This window comes from Bradyrhizobium yuanmingense, from assembly GCF_025200905.1.
GTDB lineage: Bacteria > Pseudomonadota > Alphaproteobacteria > Rhizobiales > Xanthobacteraceae > Bradyrhizobium > Bradyrhizobium yuanmingense.
This window is the reverse complement of record NZ_CP104173.1, coordinates 4712678-4727416: the sequence shown is the minus strand read 5'-3', so window position 1 is coordinate 4727416 and position 14739 is coordinate 4712678. Positions and strand designations below refer to the sequence as shown.

The following is a 14739-nucleotide window of genomic DNA, read 5'->3' as shown; positions in this document are numbered from 1 at the left end:
ACGTGAAGGCACGTGTCACCGTTACCCTGAAGACGGGCATCCTCGACCCGCAGGGCAAGGCCATCGAAGGCGCGTTGAAGTCGCTCGGCGTCGACGGCGTCGCCAGCGTCCGCCAGGGCAAGGTGTTCGACATCGAGCTCGCCGGCGCCGACAAGGCCAAGGCGGAGGCGGCGCTGAAGGAAGCCGCGGACAAGCTCTTGGCGAACACCGTGATCGAGAATTATGCGATCGAGATGAAAGCCTGAGCGGAGTGGCGGATATCGGCAAAGAGCTGATTTTCGAGTTGCTGAAGCAGGTCGAGCAAACGCTCGGTGATGTCGAATACAAGATCGACGAAATCAGGTCTGAGCTGAGCGCCTGTCGAGAAGAGCAGCTTCTCATGCTGCACGACCTTCAGATGGCGCAGAGCACGTGGTCTGGCAGACGAGGCATGTAACCAGTCTGAGCGTCTGGACTCACAGCCACCCGGCCCGCCGAAAACGCCAGTACAGCGAGCCGCATGCCGTCAGCATCACGCCCAGCAGTATGAAATAGCCGTACTCCCATTCCAGCTCCGGCATGTGCTTGAAGTTCATGCCGTAGATGCCGGCGAGCGCGGTCGGGACCGCGATGATGGCGAGCCAGGATGCGAGCTTCTTGGACACCGCCGTCTCCTGGGCCTGGCCGACCAAAAGGCTCGCCTCGAAGGCGAACGCCAGCACCTCGCGCATGGAATCGATGCGCTCCTGGATGTTGCGGACGTGGTCGGTGACGTCGCGGAACAGCGGCTGCATGGCCTGCCGCACCATCGACAGGTCGTCATGCTCCAGCCGGCGGCAGACCTCCACCAGCGGGCCGATCGCGGTCCTGAGCCGCAACAGGTCGCGGCGCAGCATGTAGAGCCGCTCGATCTGCGCCTTGCTGATCTGCTTGGAGAGCACGTCATCCTCGATGCTCTCGATCTCGTCGTGGATGCTCTCCAGCACGGGCGAGTAATTGTCGACGATGAAATCGAGGATGGCATAGAGGATGTAGTCCTCGCCGCGCGCGAGCGCCCGCGGGCAGCTCTCGCAGCGTTCGCGCACCGGCGTGTAGGAGGTCGAAGCGCCGTGGCGCACCGAGACCAGATAGCCTTCGCCGACGAAGATGTGGGTCTCGCCAAAGGCAATGCGCCCCTCGATCAATTGCGCGGTGCGCGCGACGATGAACAGGGCCTCGCCATATTGCTCGATCTTCGGCCGTTGATGGGCGTGGTTGGCGTCCTCGATCGCGAGGTCGTGCAGGTCGAACTGCTTCTGCACCGCGCCGAGCAGCGCCATGTCGGGCTCGTGCAGCCCGATCCACACGACATGGCCGGGCTTGGCTCGCCAGCTCGAGGCCTCGCTGATGGCGATATTGGCGACCCGGCGGCCGTCGACATAAGCGCCGGCGGCGACCACGCCCTCGGCGGATACTGCTTCGGCGAGAGATGCGGGCAGCGACGGGACGTTCATGGCTTCAATCCCGGGCAAATCGAGCGGCCAAAGGCGCGTGGCTATGGCCTGTGTACAAGGGCGCTCCGCAACGCTAGCACTGGTAAAATCTCCGTCAAATGGTTATGTCTGTTCACGAATTGGCCCGTTGGCCAGCCTCGATTCCCAGCCGCGTCGGAACCCTGCCATGAAAGCCGCCATCCTCGTCTTTCCCGGAATCAACCGCGAGCGCGACATGGCGCGCGCGTTGAGGCTGATCTCCGGCAGCGAGCCCGCGATGGTCTGGCACGCCGAGACCGCGCTGCCTGCGGGCACCGATCTCGTCGTCGTGCCCGGCGGCTTCTCCTACGGCGATTACCTGCGCTGCGGCGCGATTGCGGCGCGTGCACCGGTGATGGATGCGGTGCGCGACTATGCGGCCAAGGGCGGCCTCGTGCTCGGCGTCTGCAACGGCTTTCAGATCCTGTGCGAGTCCGGTCTCTTGCCGGGCGTGTTGATGCGCAACGCGCGGCTGAAATTCATCTGCCGCGACGTGCATCTGCGCGTCGAGCGTTCCGACACGCCGTTCACGCGCGGTTACAATGCCGGCCAGGTGATCCGCGTGCCGGTCGCCCATGGCGAGGGCAATTACGAGGCGGACGAAGAGACCATCAAGCGGCTCGAAGGCGAGGGGCGGGTGCTCTATCGCTACTGCTCCGCTGCCGGCGAAGTCGACGATTTCAACAACATCAACGGCGCCGCGCATTCGATCGCCGGCATCGTCAACGACCGGGGCAACGTGCTCGGCATGATGCCGCATCCGGAAAACCACGTCGAAGACATCATGGGCTGCACCGATGGTCGCGGCTTGTTCGCCGGTCTCGCCCAGCATCTGGAAAAAGCCGCGTGATCTCGTTCGTGGTGAAGCGTGCGCTCGCCGCGATCGCGGCGCTGGCGTTCGCGACATTTTCGATCGCCACTTGCGCATCCGCGCAGGATTATCCCAAGCGTCCCATCACCATGATCGTGCCGTTCGCGGCCGGCGGCACCTCGGACGTGATCGCGCGCGCGGTGGCCGAGCAGATGGGCATCGCGCTCGGCCAGACCATCGTGATCGAGAATGTTGCGGGGGCCGGCGGCTCGACCGCGCTGGCGCGGGCCTCCCGCGCCGAGCCGGATGGTTATACGATTGCGATCGGCAATGCCGGCACCAATGCCGCGACCTACACGATCTATCCAAAACTGCCGTTCACGCCTGATTCCTTCGTGCCGATCGCGATGGTGGCGAAGACGTTCGGCATCATCGCGCTGCGCAAGGACTTTCCGGCGAAGGACCTGAAAGAGTTCATCGCCTATGCCAAGGCCAATCCGGGCAAGATCAATCTCGGCCATGCCGGCGTCGGCTCCTCGAACTATCTGATCTGCAAAAGCTTCGTCACAGCAGCCGGGATCGACGCGACGCTGATCGGCTATCGCGGCGCCGCGCCCGCGCTGACCGACGCGGTCGGCGGCCAGATCGACGGCGTCTGCGACGCGGCCGCCTCGGTGTCGCAGTCGATCAACGACAAGCTGGTGAAGGGCCTCGTGGTCGGCTCGACCGTTCGGCTCTCAACGCTGCCGGATCTGCCGACCTCGGCGGAAGCGGGCCTGCCCGAGTTCGAGGCGCAGGGCTGGAACGGCCTGTTCGCGCCCAAGGGCACGCCGCAGGCCGTGCTCGCCAAGCTGAATGCCGCGGCGCGCACAGCCGTCGAGACCGAAGCGGTGAAGAAGCGCTTCGCCGACCTGTCGACCGTCGCGCCCGATGCCGACGAGCACGCGCCCGACGTGCTGCAAAAGCTCGTGACGCGCGACGTCGAAAAGTACCGCAAGATGCTAGCGGACGACGCCAACAAGTAGCCCGGCCAAGTTGTCTGCTGGCGGCCGGCGTATGGCCGCCCGGAAGCTTACTGGAGCACAGGAATGCGGGCGATGACCTTGATCTCGAAGTCGAAGCCGGCAAGCCAGTTCACGCCGACAGCCGTCCAGTTCGGATAGGGAGGATCGCCGATCTCCTCGGCGCGAACGGCCATCACCGTCTCGATCTGGCTCGCCGGATCGGTGTGGAACGTGGTGACATCGACGACATCGTCCAGCGTGCATCCACCAGCGGCGAGCACGGCACGCAAATTGGCGAACGCGCGCCGGACCTGGTCCTCGAATACCGGTTCGGGCGAGCCGTCCTCGCGGCTGCCGACCTGTCCCGACACGAACAGCAGGTCACCGGAGCGGATCGCCGCGGAGTACCGATGCACTTGATAGAGCGCGTGGCGGTTCGCGGGGAAGATTGCCTCTCGCTGGGGCATGGCAGGGCCTTTCGGTTGATGGGCGTGAGCGGATCGTGGGTGTTCCATGGCTGGCGCGTCACGGCAATTTCAGATACGTTTCGTATGTGAGATATCACTCACATACGAGGCGTATGTCAAGGGGCAGGGCATGGCAAAGGGGAAGCGCGCTGCGGCCATGGCGGAAAACCGGGCCAGGCTCATCCGCGCCGCACGCGCGGCATTTGCCACGCAGGGCTATGCAGACGCGTCGATGGACGAGCTCACTGCGGCCGTCGGTCTGACGCGGGGCGCGCTGTATCACAACTTCGAAGACAAGAAGGGGCTGCTCTGGGCCGTCGTCGAGCAGATCGACGGTGAAATGGCGGAGCGGCTCCGCATCGCTCGGGAGCAAGCGCCCAGTCCGTGGCTGGGCCTGCTGGCGGAGGGAAGTGCTTATATCGAGATGGCGCTCGAACCCGAGATCCAGCGCATCATGCTTCTGGATGGACCTGCGGTGCTCGGCGATCCCTCCAAATGGCCCGGCGAGAACGCCTGTCTCGATATCACCATGCGAACGATCCGTGCGCTGATCGAGCAGGGAATCGTGAAGCCGGTCGACGTCGAAGCGGCGGGGCGGTTGCTGAACGGGGCTGCGCTCAGCGCCGCCTTGTGGGTCGCGGCCGCCGACGATCCCAAGAGCGTGCTGAGCAAGGCTGTTGATGCGTTTCGAGTGCTGGCGAGTGGATTGCTACGCGAGGCGCGTGAACCTGCATAGGTTTTGCGGCGACTGACTCCTCGTCACCATTAAGGCGCGCGTCCGGGTTCGCTGATTTCTTGCCGGTTGACGCAACTCAAAGTTGTTTCATCGGTTCGATTGCATTATCAGGAGGCCGGCTGTCGTTGTGCTTTCCGGATGTCACATGCCCGTTGCTTTGGTCGTTCTGCTGCTCGATATCACGCTGATCTATCACGCCTCGCGAACCGGACGGTTGCGGCCCTGGGCCTTCATCATCCTGCTGGTGCCGATGATGGGCGCGCTCGCCTATATCGCGGTCGAGCTCATTCCCGAATGGTTTTCCAGCCCCGGTGCCCGGCAGGCGCGCCAGCGTGTCGCCAATCGCCTCGATCCCGAGAAGCGCTATCGCGAGCTGTCCGACCAACTCGCCGGCACCGACACCATCGCCAACCGTGCGGCGCTGGCGGAAGAGTGCGCGAATATCGGCCGGTTCGGCGAAGCTGAAGCGCATTATGATCACATCCTGAAGCTGCCGATGGGCCACGATCCCGCCTATGCGCTGCGCAGGGCGCAGGCGCAATTTGCCGCCAGCCGCCCGGCCGATGCGCTGGCGACGCTGGACGATCTGCAGAAGCAATGGCCCGATTTCGATTCCGCCGACGCGCATCTGCTCTATGCCCACGCGCTCGCCGAGGTCGGACGTGTCGACGAGGCGCTGGAGGAATATCACGCGCTCGCCGGCTACTTCCCCGGCGCCGAGGCGCGGGTGCGCTACGGCATGCTGCTGCAAACGGTCGGCCGCACCGCAGAGGCGCGCATGGTCTTCAACGAGCTCCTGATCCAGATGCGGCGCGCGCCGAAATATCTGCGCAAGGCGCAGGCCGAGTGGCTGTCGATCGCGGAGAAGCAGTTGTCGGCGTGAGGAGTCCGGCCCGCGTGAGTTGTTTTGATGCCTTGGGCGATTCCTTTTGATTGTTCGGCCCACATTTGAGAGAACGTTCCTGCCCGCTGACGTCGCCGAGCGGCGTCGTCATTCGCAGCAACGCCAGGAAGCATGCAGCATGGTGAGTGATACAAACGTCCGGGCTGGTCAGTGCCATTGCGGGGCGGTGCGTTTCGAGGCGTCGCTGAGTGACGGTTTCAATTCGATCCGCCGCTGCACCTGCTCTTACTGCCGGATGCGCGGTGCGGTCGTCGTCATGGCGGAGATGGGCGGCATCAAGTTCCTGAAGGGCGAGGATGCGCTGACGAGCTACCGCTTCCATACCGGAACAGCGCAGCATTTCTTCTGTTCCCGCTGCGGAATCTACACGCATCATCAGCGTCGATCGGACCAGAATCTGTATGCTGTCAACGTGGCTTGCCTCGACGGGGTAAGTCCGTTCGATTTTCCTGAGGTGCCCGTCATGGACGGTGTCAATCACACCAACGACACAGGAAAACTGACGCGCCGTGCAGGTACCCTCCGCTTTATTTCGGCGGATTGACCATCGCCGTCGGCTACCGCCACTTCAACCGCTCCGCCGGCACCGTCATCGCCGCAACACCGGCCATCACCAGCAATAACCCCAGTGCGAGGTTCGACGGCACGCTCTCGCCGAGCAGCAGCACCGAGAGGCCGACGCCGATCGGGATGCGCAAATAGCCTTGGGCGTTGGTCGTCAGCGTGCCGAGCCGGCCGAGGCAGACATAGAACAACATCAGGCCCAATGCGCTGGAGACGATGCCCATGACGATGGTGGCGACGATCGCGGTCGGAGTCGGTTGCAGCGTCCAGGGCTGGTCGATGATCAGCGCGGGCGGCAGCAGCACGAGACCGCCGAACAGCAGAGAGCCGGTTGCCACCACCATCGGATCGTACTCGGAGAGACGGAGGCCGAAGATGGTCGCGCAGGCAAAGGAAATGGTGGCAAGCAGGATCGCGATCTCCGCTACGATCTCGCTGCCAAGGCCATGCAAAGCATCGAGCCCGACGATCGCGACGGTGCCGGCCAGTCCCAGGATCGCGCCCGCGAGCTTGAGCAGCGTCGCCGGCTCGTGCCGCGTGATCAGCGAGGTGATCAGGAAGGCGAAGATCGGCGTCGTCGAAGCCAGCACCACCGTGTTCGACGCCGGCACGTATTGCTGCGACCAGGTGATGACCAGAAACGGAAAGGTCGAGTTGATCAGCTGCTGGGTCGCAAACAGCTTCCACGCCTTCACGTCGGTCGGCAGCTTGACGCCGCGCATCCGCAGGATCGCGAACAGAAAGAGGAACGCGATCAGCGAGCGCGCCGAGATGAAGGTGATCGGCGGAATGGTGGGAAGCGCGAGCTTGGTCAGCGGATAGGTCGAGCTCCAGCAGCAGGCGAGCGCGAGCAGCAACGCATAGTCGCGCCAGTTTCGCACGCCGGTAGCGGCTGTGGACGGCAACGGCGTCGATGCGGCCGCCGTCGCGCGACCCGCCTCGGATGTGCTCTGCGGCACCTTGTTCTTGCTCCCCGGCGCCAAAGCGCTTGGTGGGAAGTCTGGGCGAGTGGGCGCGAAAAGGGAAGGCGTCGAGCTATGCGTTTGGCTGAGGGAGTGCCTTCCGCTTCATCCGCTTGATCGTTCCGGAAAAGGTCAGCAGCAGTCGCTCGCCGGACATCATCTTGCCGCGCAGGAAGATCAGCGAGCCGCCGGCGCGGGTGACCTCGCCGGTGCATTCGATCAGTTCGCCCTCGCGTGCCGCATCGAGGAATTCGCAGGCGAAGTTGGTCGTCACCGCCCGGCTGTCCAGGACATGGGTGGCGATCGCAAACAGGGAGTAGTCGGCAAAGGCCATGTAGCAGCCGCCATGGACGTTGCCGGAGCCATTGAGGTGCTTCTTCTCGACGCGGAAGGCGCTGCGGACGCTCCCGTCCGCTTCGATCCGGTGCCAGAAGGGGCCGACATGGGACTCAAAACTGTCGCGAATCCAGGTCCGCCAGCCCACAAATTCGCCCTCGGTGGCGACATGGAGGTCGGGGCGGCGCGGCGGGGGCGCTTTGGTCAATTCGTGCAAGGAAATAGGCCTTCAATTGCGGGTCTTTAGACCTTAAATCCGATCCGACCGCGCCGTGCAATTCCCGTTCCCGCCGGCCCTGCCGGCGCAAAACGTGGGACAGCGGGAAAATGCGCCATAAAGGGCTTTTCGAAGCCGTCCGATGTTCCTAAGAACGGCCAAACCGCCGCCGAAAGCCTCGAATCCATGAAGAACGAACCCAAGATCACCCCGGAACTGGTTGCCGCCCACGGGCTCAAGCCCGACGAGTATGAGCGCATCCTGAAGCTGATCGGGCGGGAGCCGACCTTCACCGAGCTCGGCATCTTCTCGGCGATGTGGAACGAGCATTGCTCGTACAAGTCCTCGCGCATCCATCTGCGCGGCCTGCCGACCAAGGCGCCCTGGGTGATCCAGGGCCCCGGCGAGAACGCCGGCGTGATCGACATTGGCGACGGCCAGGCTGTGGTCTTCAAGATGGAGAGCCACAACCACCCGAGCTATATCGAGCCATACCAGGGTGCGACCACCGGCGTCGGCGGCATTTTGCGCGATGTCTTCACTATGGGCGCGCGCCCGATCGCCTGCCTCAATGCACTGAGCTTCGGCGCGCCCGAGCATCCGAAGACGCGGCATCTCGTCTCCGGCGTCGTGGCGGGCGTCGGCGGCTACGGCAATTCCTTCGGCGTGCCGACGGTGGGCGGCCAGGTGCGCTTCCACACCCGCTACGACGGCAACATCCTCGTCAATGCCATGGCGGTGGGCCTCGCCGATGCCGACAAGATCTTCTATGCGGCAGCCTCCGGCGTGAACATGCCGATCGTCTATTTGGGCTCCAAGACCGGCCGCGACGGCATCCACGGCGCCTCGATGGCCTCGGCCGAGTTCGACGACAAGTCCGAGGAGAAGCGCCCGACGGTGCAGGTCGGCGATCCCTTCGCCGAGAAGCTGCTGTTAGAGGCCTGCCTCGAGATCATGGAGAAGGGCTGCGTCATCGCGATCCAGGACATGGGCGCGGCGGGCCTGACCTGCTCGGCGGTGGAGATGGGCGCCAAGGGCGACCTCGGCGTCGACCTCGACCTCGATGCGGTGCCGACCCGCGAGGCCGGCATGAGCGCCTACGAGATGATGCTCTCGGAGAGCCAGGAGCGCATGCTCATGGTGCTCAAGCCCGAGAAGGAGAAGGAAGCCGAGGCGATCTTCACGAAGTGGGGGCTCGATTTTGCGATTGTCGGCTACACCACGCCGAGCAAGCGCTTCGTGGTCAAGCATGGCGGCGACGTCATGGCCGATTTGCCGATCAAGGAGCTCGGCGACGAGGCGCCGGTCTATGATCGCCCGCACGTTCCGTCCACAGCGCTGCCGGTCGTGCATGCCCGCGACGTGCCGGCGCCGATGGGCCTTGGAGCTGCGCTGGAGAAGCTGATCGGCACGCCGGACATGTGCTCGAAGCGCTGGGTCTGGGAGCAGTACGATCACGTCATCCTCGGCAACACCATGCAGCGTCCCGGCGGCGACGCCGCCGTCGTGCGCGTGCAGGACGGGCCGAAGGGCCTCGCGCTCACTGTCGACGTCACGCCGCGCTATTGCGAGGCCGATCCTTATCAAGGCGGGATGCAGGCGGTCGCGGAAGCCTGGCGCAACATCACCGCGGTCGGCGGCAAGCCGCTCGCGATCACCGACAATCTCAACTTCGGCAACCCTGAAAGGCCCGAGATCATGGGCCAGTTCGTCGGCTGCCTCAAGGGCATCTCGGAAGCCTGCCGCACGCTGGACTTCCCGGTCGTGTCCGGCAACGTCTCGCTCTACAACGAGACCAACGGCCGCGCGATCCTGCCGACGCCCTCGATCGGCGGTGTCGGCCTGCTCGACGATTTCACCAAGTCGGCGTCGCTCGCCTTCAAGGCAGAGGGCGAGGCGATCCTCCTGATCGGCGAGACCCATGGCTGGCTCGGCCAGTCCGTCTATCTGCGCGACGTCTGCGGCCGCGAGGAGGGTGCGCCGCCGCCGGTCGATCTTGCGGCCGAGAAGCGCAACGGCGATTGCGTGCGCGGCATGATCCATGCGGGCACCGCGACCGCCGTGCATGATTTGTCGGACGGCGGCCTCCTGATCGCGCTGGCCGAGATGGCGATGGCGGGCGGCATCGGCGCCAAGCTGCTGGCGGCACCGACTGCGCTGGTGCCGCAGGCCTACTGGTTCGGCGAGGACCAGGCGCGCTATCTCGTCACCGTGCCGGAAACCGAAGCCGGCCGCGTGCTCGCCAAGATGCGCGGCTGCGAGGTGCCCTGCGTGCGGATCGGCACCACCGGCGGCGATGCCATCGCGATCGCGGGCGAGACGCCGGTTACGATCGACAGCTTGCGCAAGTCGTTCGAGCGCTGGCTGCCGGAATATATGAGCGGCAAGGCGGCGTAAGGCGCTGCCACAAATCAGATCTGTAGCCCGGATGGAGCGTAAGCGTAATCCGGGACCGCTATCACTTGTGGCGAGGTCCCGGATTGCGCTGCGCTCCATCCGGGCCACGGACCGAGAGACCGTGCCTCACAACACGCGTGACGCGCCCGGGATCTGCCGCAACGCGCGCGTCAGCGCCCAGCTCGCCGCGACAGTCAGTACAAAGCCGATCGTAGCCTTGACGATCGCCGGCAGGTCATAGTCGAACAGCCAGTATTGCAGCCACAGCGCGATCGGATAGTGCACCAGGAACATGCCGAACGCGTCGCCCTGCATTGGATCGAGCAGCCTGGCTGAGCCTGATTGCTTGAATCTCTGGAAAAGGGCCAGGATCAGAAACATGATGGCCACGCTGAAGACGGTGAAGCAGATGGCATAAAGCGCTTCATACCAGTCCGGCAACGGCGACGGGTTGCCCAGTATTTCGCGCTTGATGAAGATCAGCCCCCACAACAGGCAATACGGAACGATCGCCAGGACCATCCAGTCCCAGCTGACCTTCGCCATGCGGCCGTCGACAGAGAGCAGCCCACGATCCATTTGCGCAACGCCGATGCCGGCACCGAAAAAGAAATAGGTCGCGTACAGCATCACGCGCCCGTGCTGGACCGAGAACGGCCCGAACTCGAACCAGCTGCTGTGTCCGTAGTGAACCAGCCCGGGAATGTAGAACGCGGCGGTGACCGCCAGCATGACCGCAAAGAACACGGCGGGCCGGCGGCGACCATGTAGCGAGAGGCGATTGATCGGATCGAGCAGGTTGGGTGACAGCCGGTACAAAAGGCAGGCAACCAGGTCGAAGGCAAACAAGACCCAAAGGAACCAGATCGGCCCGCTCGGCCACGGGCCCTTCGTGACCATATTCCACCAGAATTCCGCAAAACCGATCTCGGGATGGTGCCGCAGGGAGATCGCGTAATAGGCGAGCGGAATGACTGTAAAGGCGCAGATCGCGAAGGGTAGGCCAAGCCGAAGCAGGCGATCTGCCAAATAGCTCCGGACTCCCTTCCGGGCGATGCCAGACCAGGCGAACAGTCCCGACAGGAAGAAGAACATCGCCATGAAGAAGCTGTCGGTGGCGAGCACGATCATGTCGAAGCCGAAGAAATAACTCGGATCGGTATGCCCGAAATAGGTATAGGGGATCACCGCGTGATGCAGCAGCACCACCAGAGTGAGGAAGGTGCGGGCGCGATCGATCGCCAGATTGCGCACCTTGCTCGTGGGCGCGGCATGCACCTCCGCGCCGATCGTCGCTGAATGTGACATCGTCATCGTGGCCGCCCCGATCCTGACCTCGGCTGGACTGTGCCGCCGGGAACTCGATTCAGCAAGGGCCGTTTGTTTCGGAGGTCGCCCCCGACTACCTCTAGGAACCAGTTCCTCGCAGCAATGTTAGCGTTCGCCGAAAACAGCGTAGGCCGTGAGACGCGGCAGTTCGGAGCTGGCGATGTCGATCCTGAAATGGGCCCTGATCTTCCTACTTGTCTCGATCGTGGCCGGCGTGCTCGGCTTCACCGGAATCTCGGCCGCCTCCGCCGATATCGCGCGCTTCCTGTTCTACGTCTTCGTGGCGATCTTCCTGGTGCTGCTGATACTGGGACTCACGATCTTCAGGACGTAGCTGATTCAGCCCTCTCCGCCGTCATGGCCAGGCTTGACCCGGCCATCCACGCCTTACCGCGTACAGAACGTGGTTGCCCGGGCCTTCGCCTCGCCGGAGCGGCTTCGACCGCGCAGGCGGGACAAGCCCGGGCATGACGGTCGTGGGTTGCGGCGCCTATCCCACTTCCTCGATCTTCACCTTGTCCGGATAGAACGCGAGATGGCCTGAAATCTCCGTCATCGCGGGGAAGGGTGTCTCGTAGGTCCAGATCGCGTTGTCCAGCGTCTTGCCGTCGGCCTTGACGCTGTAATAGTTCGCGTCCCCCTTGTAGGGGCAATGGGTGACGCGGTCGGTACGCTCCAACAGGGCCATGTTGGCGTCCTCCCGCGGTACATATTGCACTGCCGGATATCTGGCCTCCTTCAAGGTCAGCGCCTTGCTGGTCTCGGCGATCACGATGTCGCCCGCCGTGACGCGGACGCGCCGGGGATTTGGGGTGATGGTGATCGGGTGGTCGGGCCCTGGAAGCTTCATGATTTCACGCCTTTTCGATCAATCTGCCGCGCGCGGCACTTTGTCGTGCCTTTGTCCTGATGGGATCAGGGATATAGTGCCGGAAAGCGTGACGTAGAAGGCCGTTCACGCTAAGTTTGACCTTGCCGGCGAGGGGACCCCCGGCAGCGATTCGATGATGAGGCTGCTTTGCAGCCGAGATAAGGAGCAAGACCCGAATGCCCATGGACGCCCACGATATCGAGGCGATGATCAAGGCAGCGATCCCCGATGCCGAGGTGACCATCCGTGACCTCGCCGGCGACGGCGACCACTATGCCGCGACCGTGATCTCGGAATCCTTCCGTGGCAAATCGCGCGTCCAGCAGCACCAGATCGTCTACCAGTCCCTGCGTGGCCAGATGGGCGGCGTGCTGCACGCGCTGGCGCTGCAAACCGGCGTGCCAGGTACTTGACGAAGCTGCACCTGACCTGACCAGCGCCACGAGGGGACGATGATGGCTGCGGACAATCCGCACGGCGCGATGTTCCGCGTCATTGTGCCGAACCAGCACAGCCGCGTCACTTTCGTCGAGCTGTTCTTCGACCTTGTCTTCGTCTTCGCCGTCACGCAGATATCGCACACGCTGCTGCACCATTTCACGCCGCTCGGCGCCGTGCACGTCGCGGTGCTGTTTCTCGCGGTGTGGTGGCTGTGGGTTTTCACCGCCTGGGTTACCAACTGGCTCAATCCCGAGCTGACCCCGGTCCGGCTCCTGCTCTTTGCGATGATGTTGGGCGGCCTCGTGCTGTCGACCACGATCCCGACCGCCTTCGAGGGCCGTGGCCTGTGGTTCGCGATTGCCTATGCGGCCATGCAGGTGGGGCGTACCGCGTTCTGGCTGCTCGCAACGCCGCTGCATCGAACAGCGGTGCGGCATAACGCAATCCGCATCCTGACCTGGCTGTCGATCTCCGCGGCGTTGTGGATCGCGGGCGGCCTGGCCGAGGGCGAGAGGCGGCTATGGCTGTGGATCGCGGCGGTTACCTGGGAATACATCTCGCCGGCCGCGCGGTTCTGGGTGCCGAAGCTGGGCTTTTCTTCCGTTGAGGCCTGGGCGGTCGAAGGCGGCCATATGGCCGAGCGTTGCGGTCTATTCGTCATCATCGCGCTCGGCGAGGCCATTATCGTCAACGGCGCGACCTTCGCTGAACTGGAGTGGACCGCGAGCAACATTCTCGCCTTCGTCTCAGCGCTGGTCGGCGCCATCGCGATGTGGTGGATCTATTTCCACAAGGGCGCGGAGGCCGGCTTGGAGCGGATCTCGAAGTCAAGCGAGTCCGGCCGCCTGGCGCGGCTCGCCTACACCTATCTGCATATGCCGATCATCGCCGGCATCATCCTGACCGCGGTCTCAAACGAACTGGTGCTGAAGCATCCGTCCGGCCATTCCGACGCCCGCACGGTTCTGAGCACGATCGGCGGCCCGCTGGTGTTTCTGATCGGCACCATCCTGTTCAAGCACGCGGTCCGCGGCTTCCTCCAGCTCTCGCACGGCATCGGCATCATCCTGCTGCTGGTGCTGTGGTGGTTCGCGTCGGAACTGTCGCCGCTGTGGCTGTCAATGGCGACGAGCGCCATCTTAATCGTGGTGGCGGTGTGGGAGTCGGTGTCGCTGGGGTCGAAGGTGGAGGAGGCCGGGGAGCATTGAAGCCCGGCCTTACTCCGCGACCTCCAGCGCGTGCACCGAGAACATCTTCGCCGCATCCGTCCAGCTCTCGCGGACCCGCCAGCCCGCGCCCTGGGCCAGCGCGGCAAAACGCGCGATGCTGTATTTGTAGCTGTTCTCTGTGTGGATGCTTTCGCCCGGGCGGAACGAGAAGCTGGTGCCCAGCAGGCGCACGGTCTGGCTCTTCCGGCTGATCAGGTGCATCTCGATGCGGTGCCGCTCGCGGTTGTAGATCGCGCGATGGGTGAAGGCGGACAGGTCGAAATTGCCGCCGAGCTCGCGGTTGATGCGCACCAGCACATTGAGGTTGAAGCGCGCGGTGACGCCGGCCGCATCGTTATAGGCGTCGAAGAGGATCCGCTCGTCCTTCTCGAGATCGGCGCCGATGATCATCTGCGCGCCCTTGCCGAGGATCTTGCGCGCGCTTTTCAGGAAGGCCTGCGCTTCCTGCGGCTCGAAATTGCCGATGGTCGAGCCGGGGAAGAAGCCGACCTTCGGCATGGATGCAACCTGCTTGGGCAGCTCGAACGGCGTCGTGAAATCGGCCGCCACCGGATAGATGCCGAGCGCCGGGAAATCCCGCTTCAGGCCGCTCGCCTGTGCCTTCAGGAAGTCGCCGGAGATGTCGACGGGGACATAGGCTGCGAATTTGCAATGATCGAGCAGCAGGCGCACCTTCGTGGTCGCGCCGGCGCCGAACTCGACCAGCGCGGCGTGCTCCGGGATGATGCTTGCGATCTCGCTTCCGCGCTCCTTCAGGATCGATAGCTCGGTGCGCGTCGGATAATATTCCGGCAGCTTGGTGATCGCCTCGAACAGCTCCGATCCGGTCGCGTCGTAGAAGTATTTCGGCGACAGCTTTTTCGGCTGCTGCGAGAGGTCCTCGATGGCCTCGCGGGCAAAGGCGGTGGTCTGCTCGTCGGGAAGATGGGCCTCGGCCAAAGCGCTGGCGTGCACATTCATGATACTCTCCTGAACGCGCTG

The 14739-nt window shown here is 64.1% G+C and carries 18 protein-coding genes; 11 read left to right on the top strand and 7 right to left on the bottom strand.

Annotated features, from left to right (window positions below):
* Positions 1 to 2: 2 nt before the first annotated feature.
* Both purS and N2605_RS22370 read left to right on the top strand, forming a co-directional pair.
* Positions 3 to 245, top strand: a complete 243-nt coding sequence (purS, locus tag N2605_RS22375) for a phosphoribosylformylglycinamidine synthase subunit PurS (protein ID WP_036012950.1) — start codon at positions 3 to 5, stop codon at positions 243 to 245.
* 5 nt (positions 246 to 250) lie between these two features.
* A complete protein-coding gene (locus tag N2605_RS22370; protein WP_260343219.1) occupies positions 251 to 436 on the top strand; it encodes a hypothetical protein in 186 nt (61 codons plus the stop codon).
* A 19-nt stretch (positions 437 to 455) separates the two neighbouring features.
* Here the strand turns inward: N2605_RS22370 and N2605_RS22365 are convergent, their stop codons facing one another.
* Positions 456 to 1472 carry a magnesium and cobalt transport protein CorA gene (locus N2605_RS22365; RefSeq protein ID WP_260343218.1) on the bottom strand — a complete coding sequence of 339 codons (1017 nt, stop codon included), beginning with the start codon at positions 1470 to 1472 and terminating at the stop codon, positions 456 to 458.
* A 166-nt stretch (positions 1473 to 1638) separates the two neighbouring features.
* On the opposite strand from N2605_RS22365, the gene purQ reads away from it, so the two are divergent.
* The gene (gene purQ, locus N2605_RS22360) at positions 1639 to 2340 is read left to right on the top strand and encodes a phosphoribosylformylglycinamidine synthase subunit PurQ (protein ID WP_036027846.1); all 702 of its coding nucleotides are present in this window, start codon (positions 1639 to 1641) and stop codon (positions 2338 to 2340) included.
* A complete protein-coding gene (locus N2605_RS22355; RefSeq protein WP_225142574.1) occupies positions 2337 to 3326 on the top strand; it encodes a tripartite tricarboxylate transporter substrate binding protein BugD in 990 nt (329 codons plus the stop codon). Before purQ ends, N2605_RS22355 begins: the two co-directional genes overlap by 4 nt.
* A 47-nt stretch (positions 3327 to 3373) precedes the next feature.
* On the opposite strand, the gene N2605_RS22350 is transcribed toward N2605_RS22355, so the two are convergent.
* A complete protein-coding gene (locus N2605_RS22350; RefSeq protein WP_074448244.1) occupies positions 3374 to 3772 on the bottom strand; it encodes a RidA family protein in 399 nt (132 codons plus the stop codon).
* Between the two features lie 130 nt (positions 3773 to 3902).
* On the opposite strand from N2605_RS22350, the gene N2605_RS22345 reads away from it, so the two are divergent.
* From N2605_RS22345 to N2605_RS22335, 3 genes are all read left to right on the top strand, one after another.
* Complete coding sequence (locus N2605_RS22345) at positions 3903 to 4508, top strand: TetR/AcrR family transcriptional regulator (protein WP_225139765.1); 606 nt, start codon at positions 3903 to 3905, stop codon at positions 4506 to 4508.
* A 145-nt stretch (positions 4509 to 4653) separates the two neighbouring features.
* Entirely contained in the window at positions 4654 to 5391 is a 738-nt protein-coding gene (locus N2605_RS22340) for a tetratricopeptide repeat protein (protein WP_260343212.1), read from the top strand.
* Positions 5392 to 5530: 139 nt separating this feature from the next.
* Positions 5531 to 5956 carry a GFA family protein gene (locus N2605_RS22335; RefSeq protein WP_109143227.1) on the top strand — a complete coding sequence of 142 codons (426 nt, stop codon included), beginning with the start codon at positions 5531 to 5533 and terminating at the stop codon, positions 5954 to 5956.
* Positions 5957 to 5969: 13 nt separating this feature from the next.
* On the opposite strand, the gene N2605_RS22330 is transcribed toward N2605_RS22335, so the two are convergent.
* Entirely contained in the window at positions 5970 to 6935 is a 966-nt protein-coding gene (locus N2605_RS22330; RefSeq protein WP_260343210.1) for a DMT family transporter, read from the bottom strand.
* A gap of 76 nt (positions 6936 to 7011) precedes the next feature.
* On the bottom strand, positions 7012 to 7491 hold the full coding sequence (locus N2605_RS22325; protein WP_025037294.1) for a PaaI family thioesterase: 480 nt from the start codon (positions 7489 to 7491) through the stop codon (positions 7012 to 7014).
* Between the two features lie 186 nt (positions 7492 to 7677).
* On the opposite strand from N2605_RS22325, the gene purL reads away from it, so the two are divergent.
* Positions 7678 to 9888: a phosphoribosylformylglycinamidine synthase subunit PurL gene (purL, locus tag N2605_RS22320; protein ID WP_225187711.1), complete on the top strand. Its 2211-nt coding sequence runs from the start codon at positions 7678 to 7680 to the stop codon at positions 9886 to 9888.
* A gap of 126 nt (positions 9889 to 10014) precedes the next feature.
* Here the strand turns inward: purL and N2605_RS22315 are convergent, their stop codons facing one another.
* Positions 10015 to 11202 carry an acyltransferase family protein gene (locus N2605_RS22315; RefSeq protein WP_085972307.1) on the bottom strand — a complete coding sequence of 396 codons (1188 nt, stop codon included), beginning with the start codon at positions 11200 to 11202 and terminating at the stop codon, positions 10015 to 10017.
* Positions 11203 to 11377: 175 nt separating this feature from the next.
* Here N2605_RS22315 and N2605_RS22310 point away from each other — a divergent pair, with 175 nt between their 5' ends.
* Complete coding sequence (locus N2605_RS22310) at positions 11378 to 11551, top strand: DUF1328 domain-containing protein (RefSeq protein ID WP_036012969.1); 174 nt, start codon at positions 11378 to 11380, stop codon at positions 11549 to 11551.
* Positions 11552 to 11707: 156 nt separating this feature from the next.
* On the opposite strand, the gene N2605_RS22305 is transcribed toward N2605_RS22310, so the two are convergent.
* The gene (locus tag N2605_RS22305) at positions 11708 to 12067 is read right to left on the bottom strand and encodes a DUF427 domain-containing protein (RefSeq protein WP_036043505.1); all 360 of its coding nucleotides are present in this window, start codon (positions 12065 to 12067) and stop codon (positions 11708 to 11710) included.
* A gap of 197 nt (positions 12068 to 12264) precedes the next feature.
* On the opposite strand from N2605_RS22305, the gene N2605_RS22300 reads away from it, so the two are divergent.
* Both N2605_RS22300 and N2605_RS22295 read left to right on the top strand, forming a co-directional pair.
* On the top strand, positions 12265 to 12501 hold the full coding sequence (locus N2605_RS22300; protein WP_011088461.1) for a BolA family protein: 237 nt from the start codon (positions 12265 to 12267) through the stop codon (positions 12499 to 12501).
* Positions 12502 to 12543: 42 nt separating this feature from the next.
* A complete protein-coding gene (locus N2605_RS22295; RefSeq protein ID WP_260347470.1) occupies positions 12544 to 13737 on the top strand; it encodes a low temperature requirement protein A in 1194 nt (397 codons plus the stop codon).
* 9 nt (positions 13738 to 13746) lie between these two features.
* On the opposite strand, the gene egtD is transcribed toward N2605_RS22295, so the two are convergent.
* Positions 13747 to 14718, bottom strand: a complete 972-nt coding sequence (gene egtD / locus N2605_RS22290; protein WP_036027840.1) for an L-histidine N(alpha)-methyltransferase — start codon at positions 14716 to 14718, stop codon at positions 13747 to 13749.
* Between the last annotated feature and the right edge of the window lie 21 nt (positions 14719 to 14739).

What these genes read in the sequence shown, in the direction of transcription:
- N2605_RS22315 (WP_085972307.1), bottom strand. Translation starts at nt 11,202, where the DNA reads ATGACGATGTCACATTCAGCGACGATCGGCGCGGAGGTGCATGCCGCG.
- N2605_RS22310 (WP_036012969.1), top strand. Translation starts at nt 11,378, where the DNA reads ATGTCGATCCTGAAATGGGCCCTGATCTTCCTACTTGTCTCGATCGTG.
- N2605_RS22340 (WP_260343212.1), top strand. Translation starts at nt 4,654, where the DNA reads ATGCCCGTTGCTTTGGTCGTTCTGCTGCTCGATATCACGCTGATCTAT.
- purQ (WP_036027846.1), top strand. Translation starts at nt 1,639, where the DNA reads ATGAAAGCCGCCATCCTCGTCTTTCCCGGAATCAACCGCGAGCGCGAC.
- N2605_RS22305 (WP_036043505.1), bottom strand. Translation starts at nt 12,067, where the DNA reads ATGAAGCTTCCAGGGCCCGACCACCCGATCACCATCACCCCAAATCCC.
- purL (WP_225187711.1), top strand. Translation starts at nt 7,678, where the DNA reads ATGAAGAACGAACCCAAGATCACCCCGGAACTGGTTGCCGCCCACGGG.
- N2605_RS22335 (WP_109143227.1), top strand. Translation starts at nt 5,531, where the DNA reads ATGGTGAGTGATACAAACGTCCGGGCTGGTCAGTGCCATTGCGGGGCG.
- N2605_RS22345 (WP_225139765.1), top strand. Translation starts at nt 3,903, where the DNA reads ATGGCAAAGGGGAAGCGCGCTGCGGCCATGGCGGAAAACCGGGCCAGG.
- egtD (WP_036027840.1), bottom strand. Translation starts at nt 14,718, where the DNA reads ATGAATGTGCACGCCAGCGCTTTGGCCGAGGCCCATCTTCCCGACGAG.
- N2605_RS22300 (WP_011088461.1), top strand. Translation starts at nt 12,265, where the DNA reads ATGCCCATGGACGCCCACGATATCGAGGCGATGATCAAGGCAGCGATC.
- N2605_RS22350 (WP_074448244.1), bottom strand. Translation starts at nt 3,772, where the DNA reads ATGCCCCAGCGAGAGGCAATCTTCCCCGCGAACCGCCACGCGCTCTAT.
- N2605_RS22365 (WP_260343218.1), bottom strand. Translation starts at nt 1,472, where the DNA reads ATGAACGTCCCGTCGCTGCCCGCATCTCTCGCCGAAGCAGTATCCGCC.
- N2605_RS22295 (WP_260347470.1), top strand. Translation starts at nt 12,544, where the DNA reads ATGGCTGCGGACAATCCGCACGGCGCGATGTTCCGCGTCATTGTGCCG.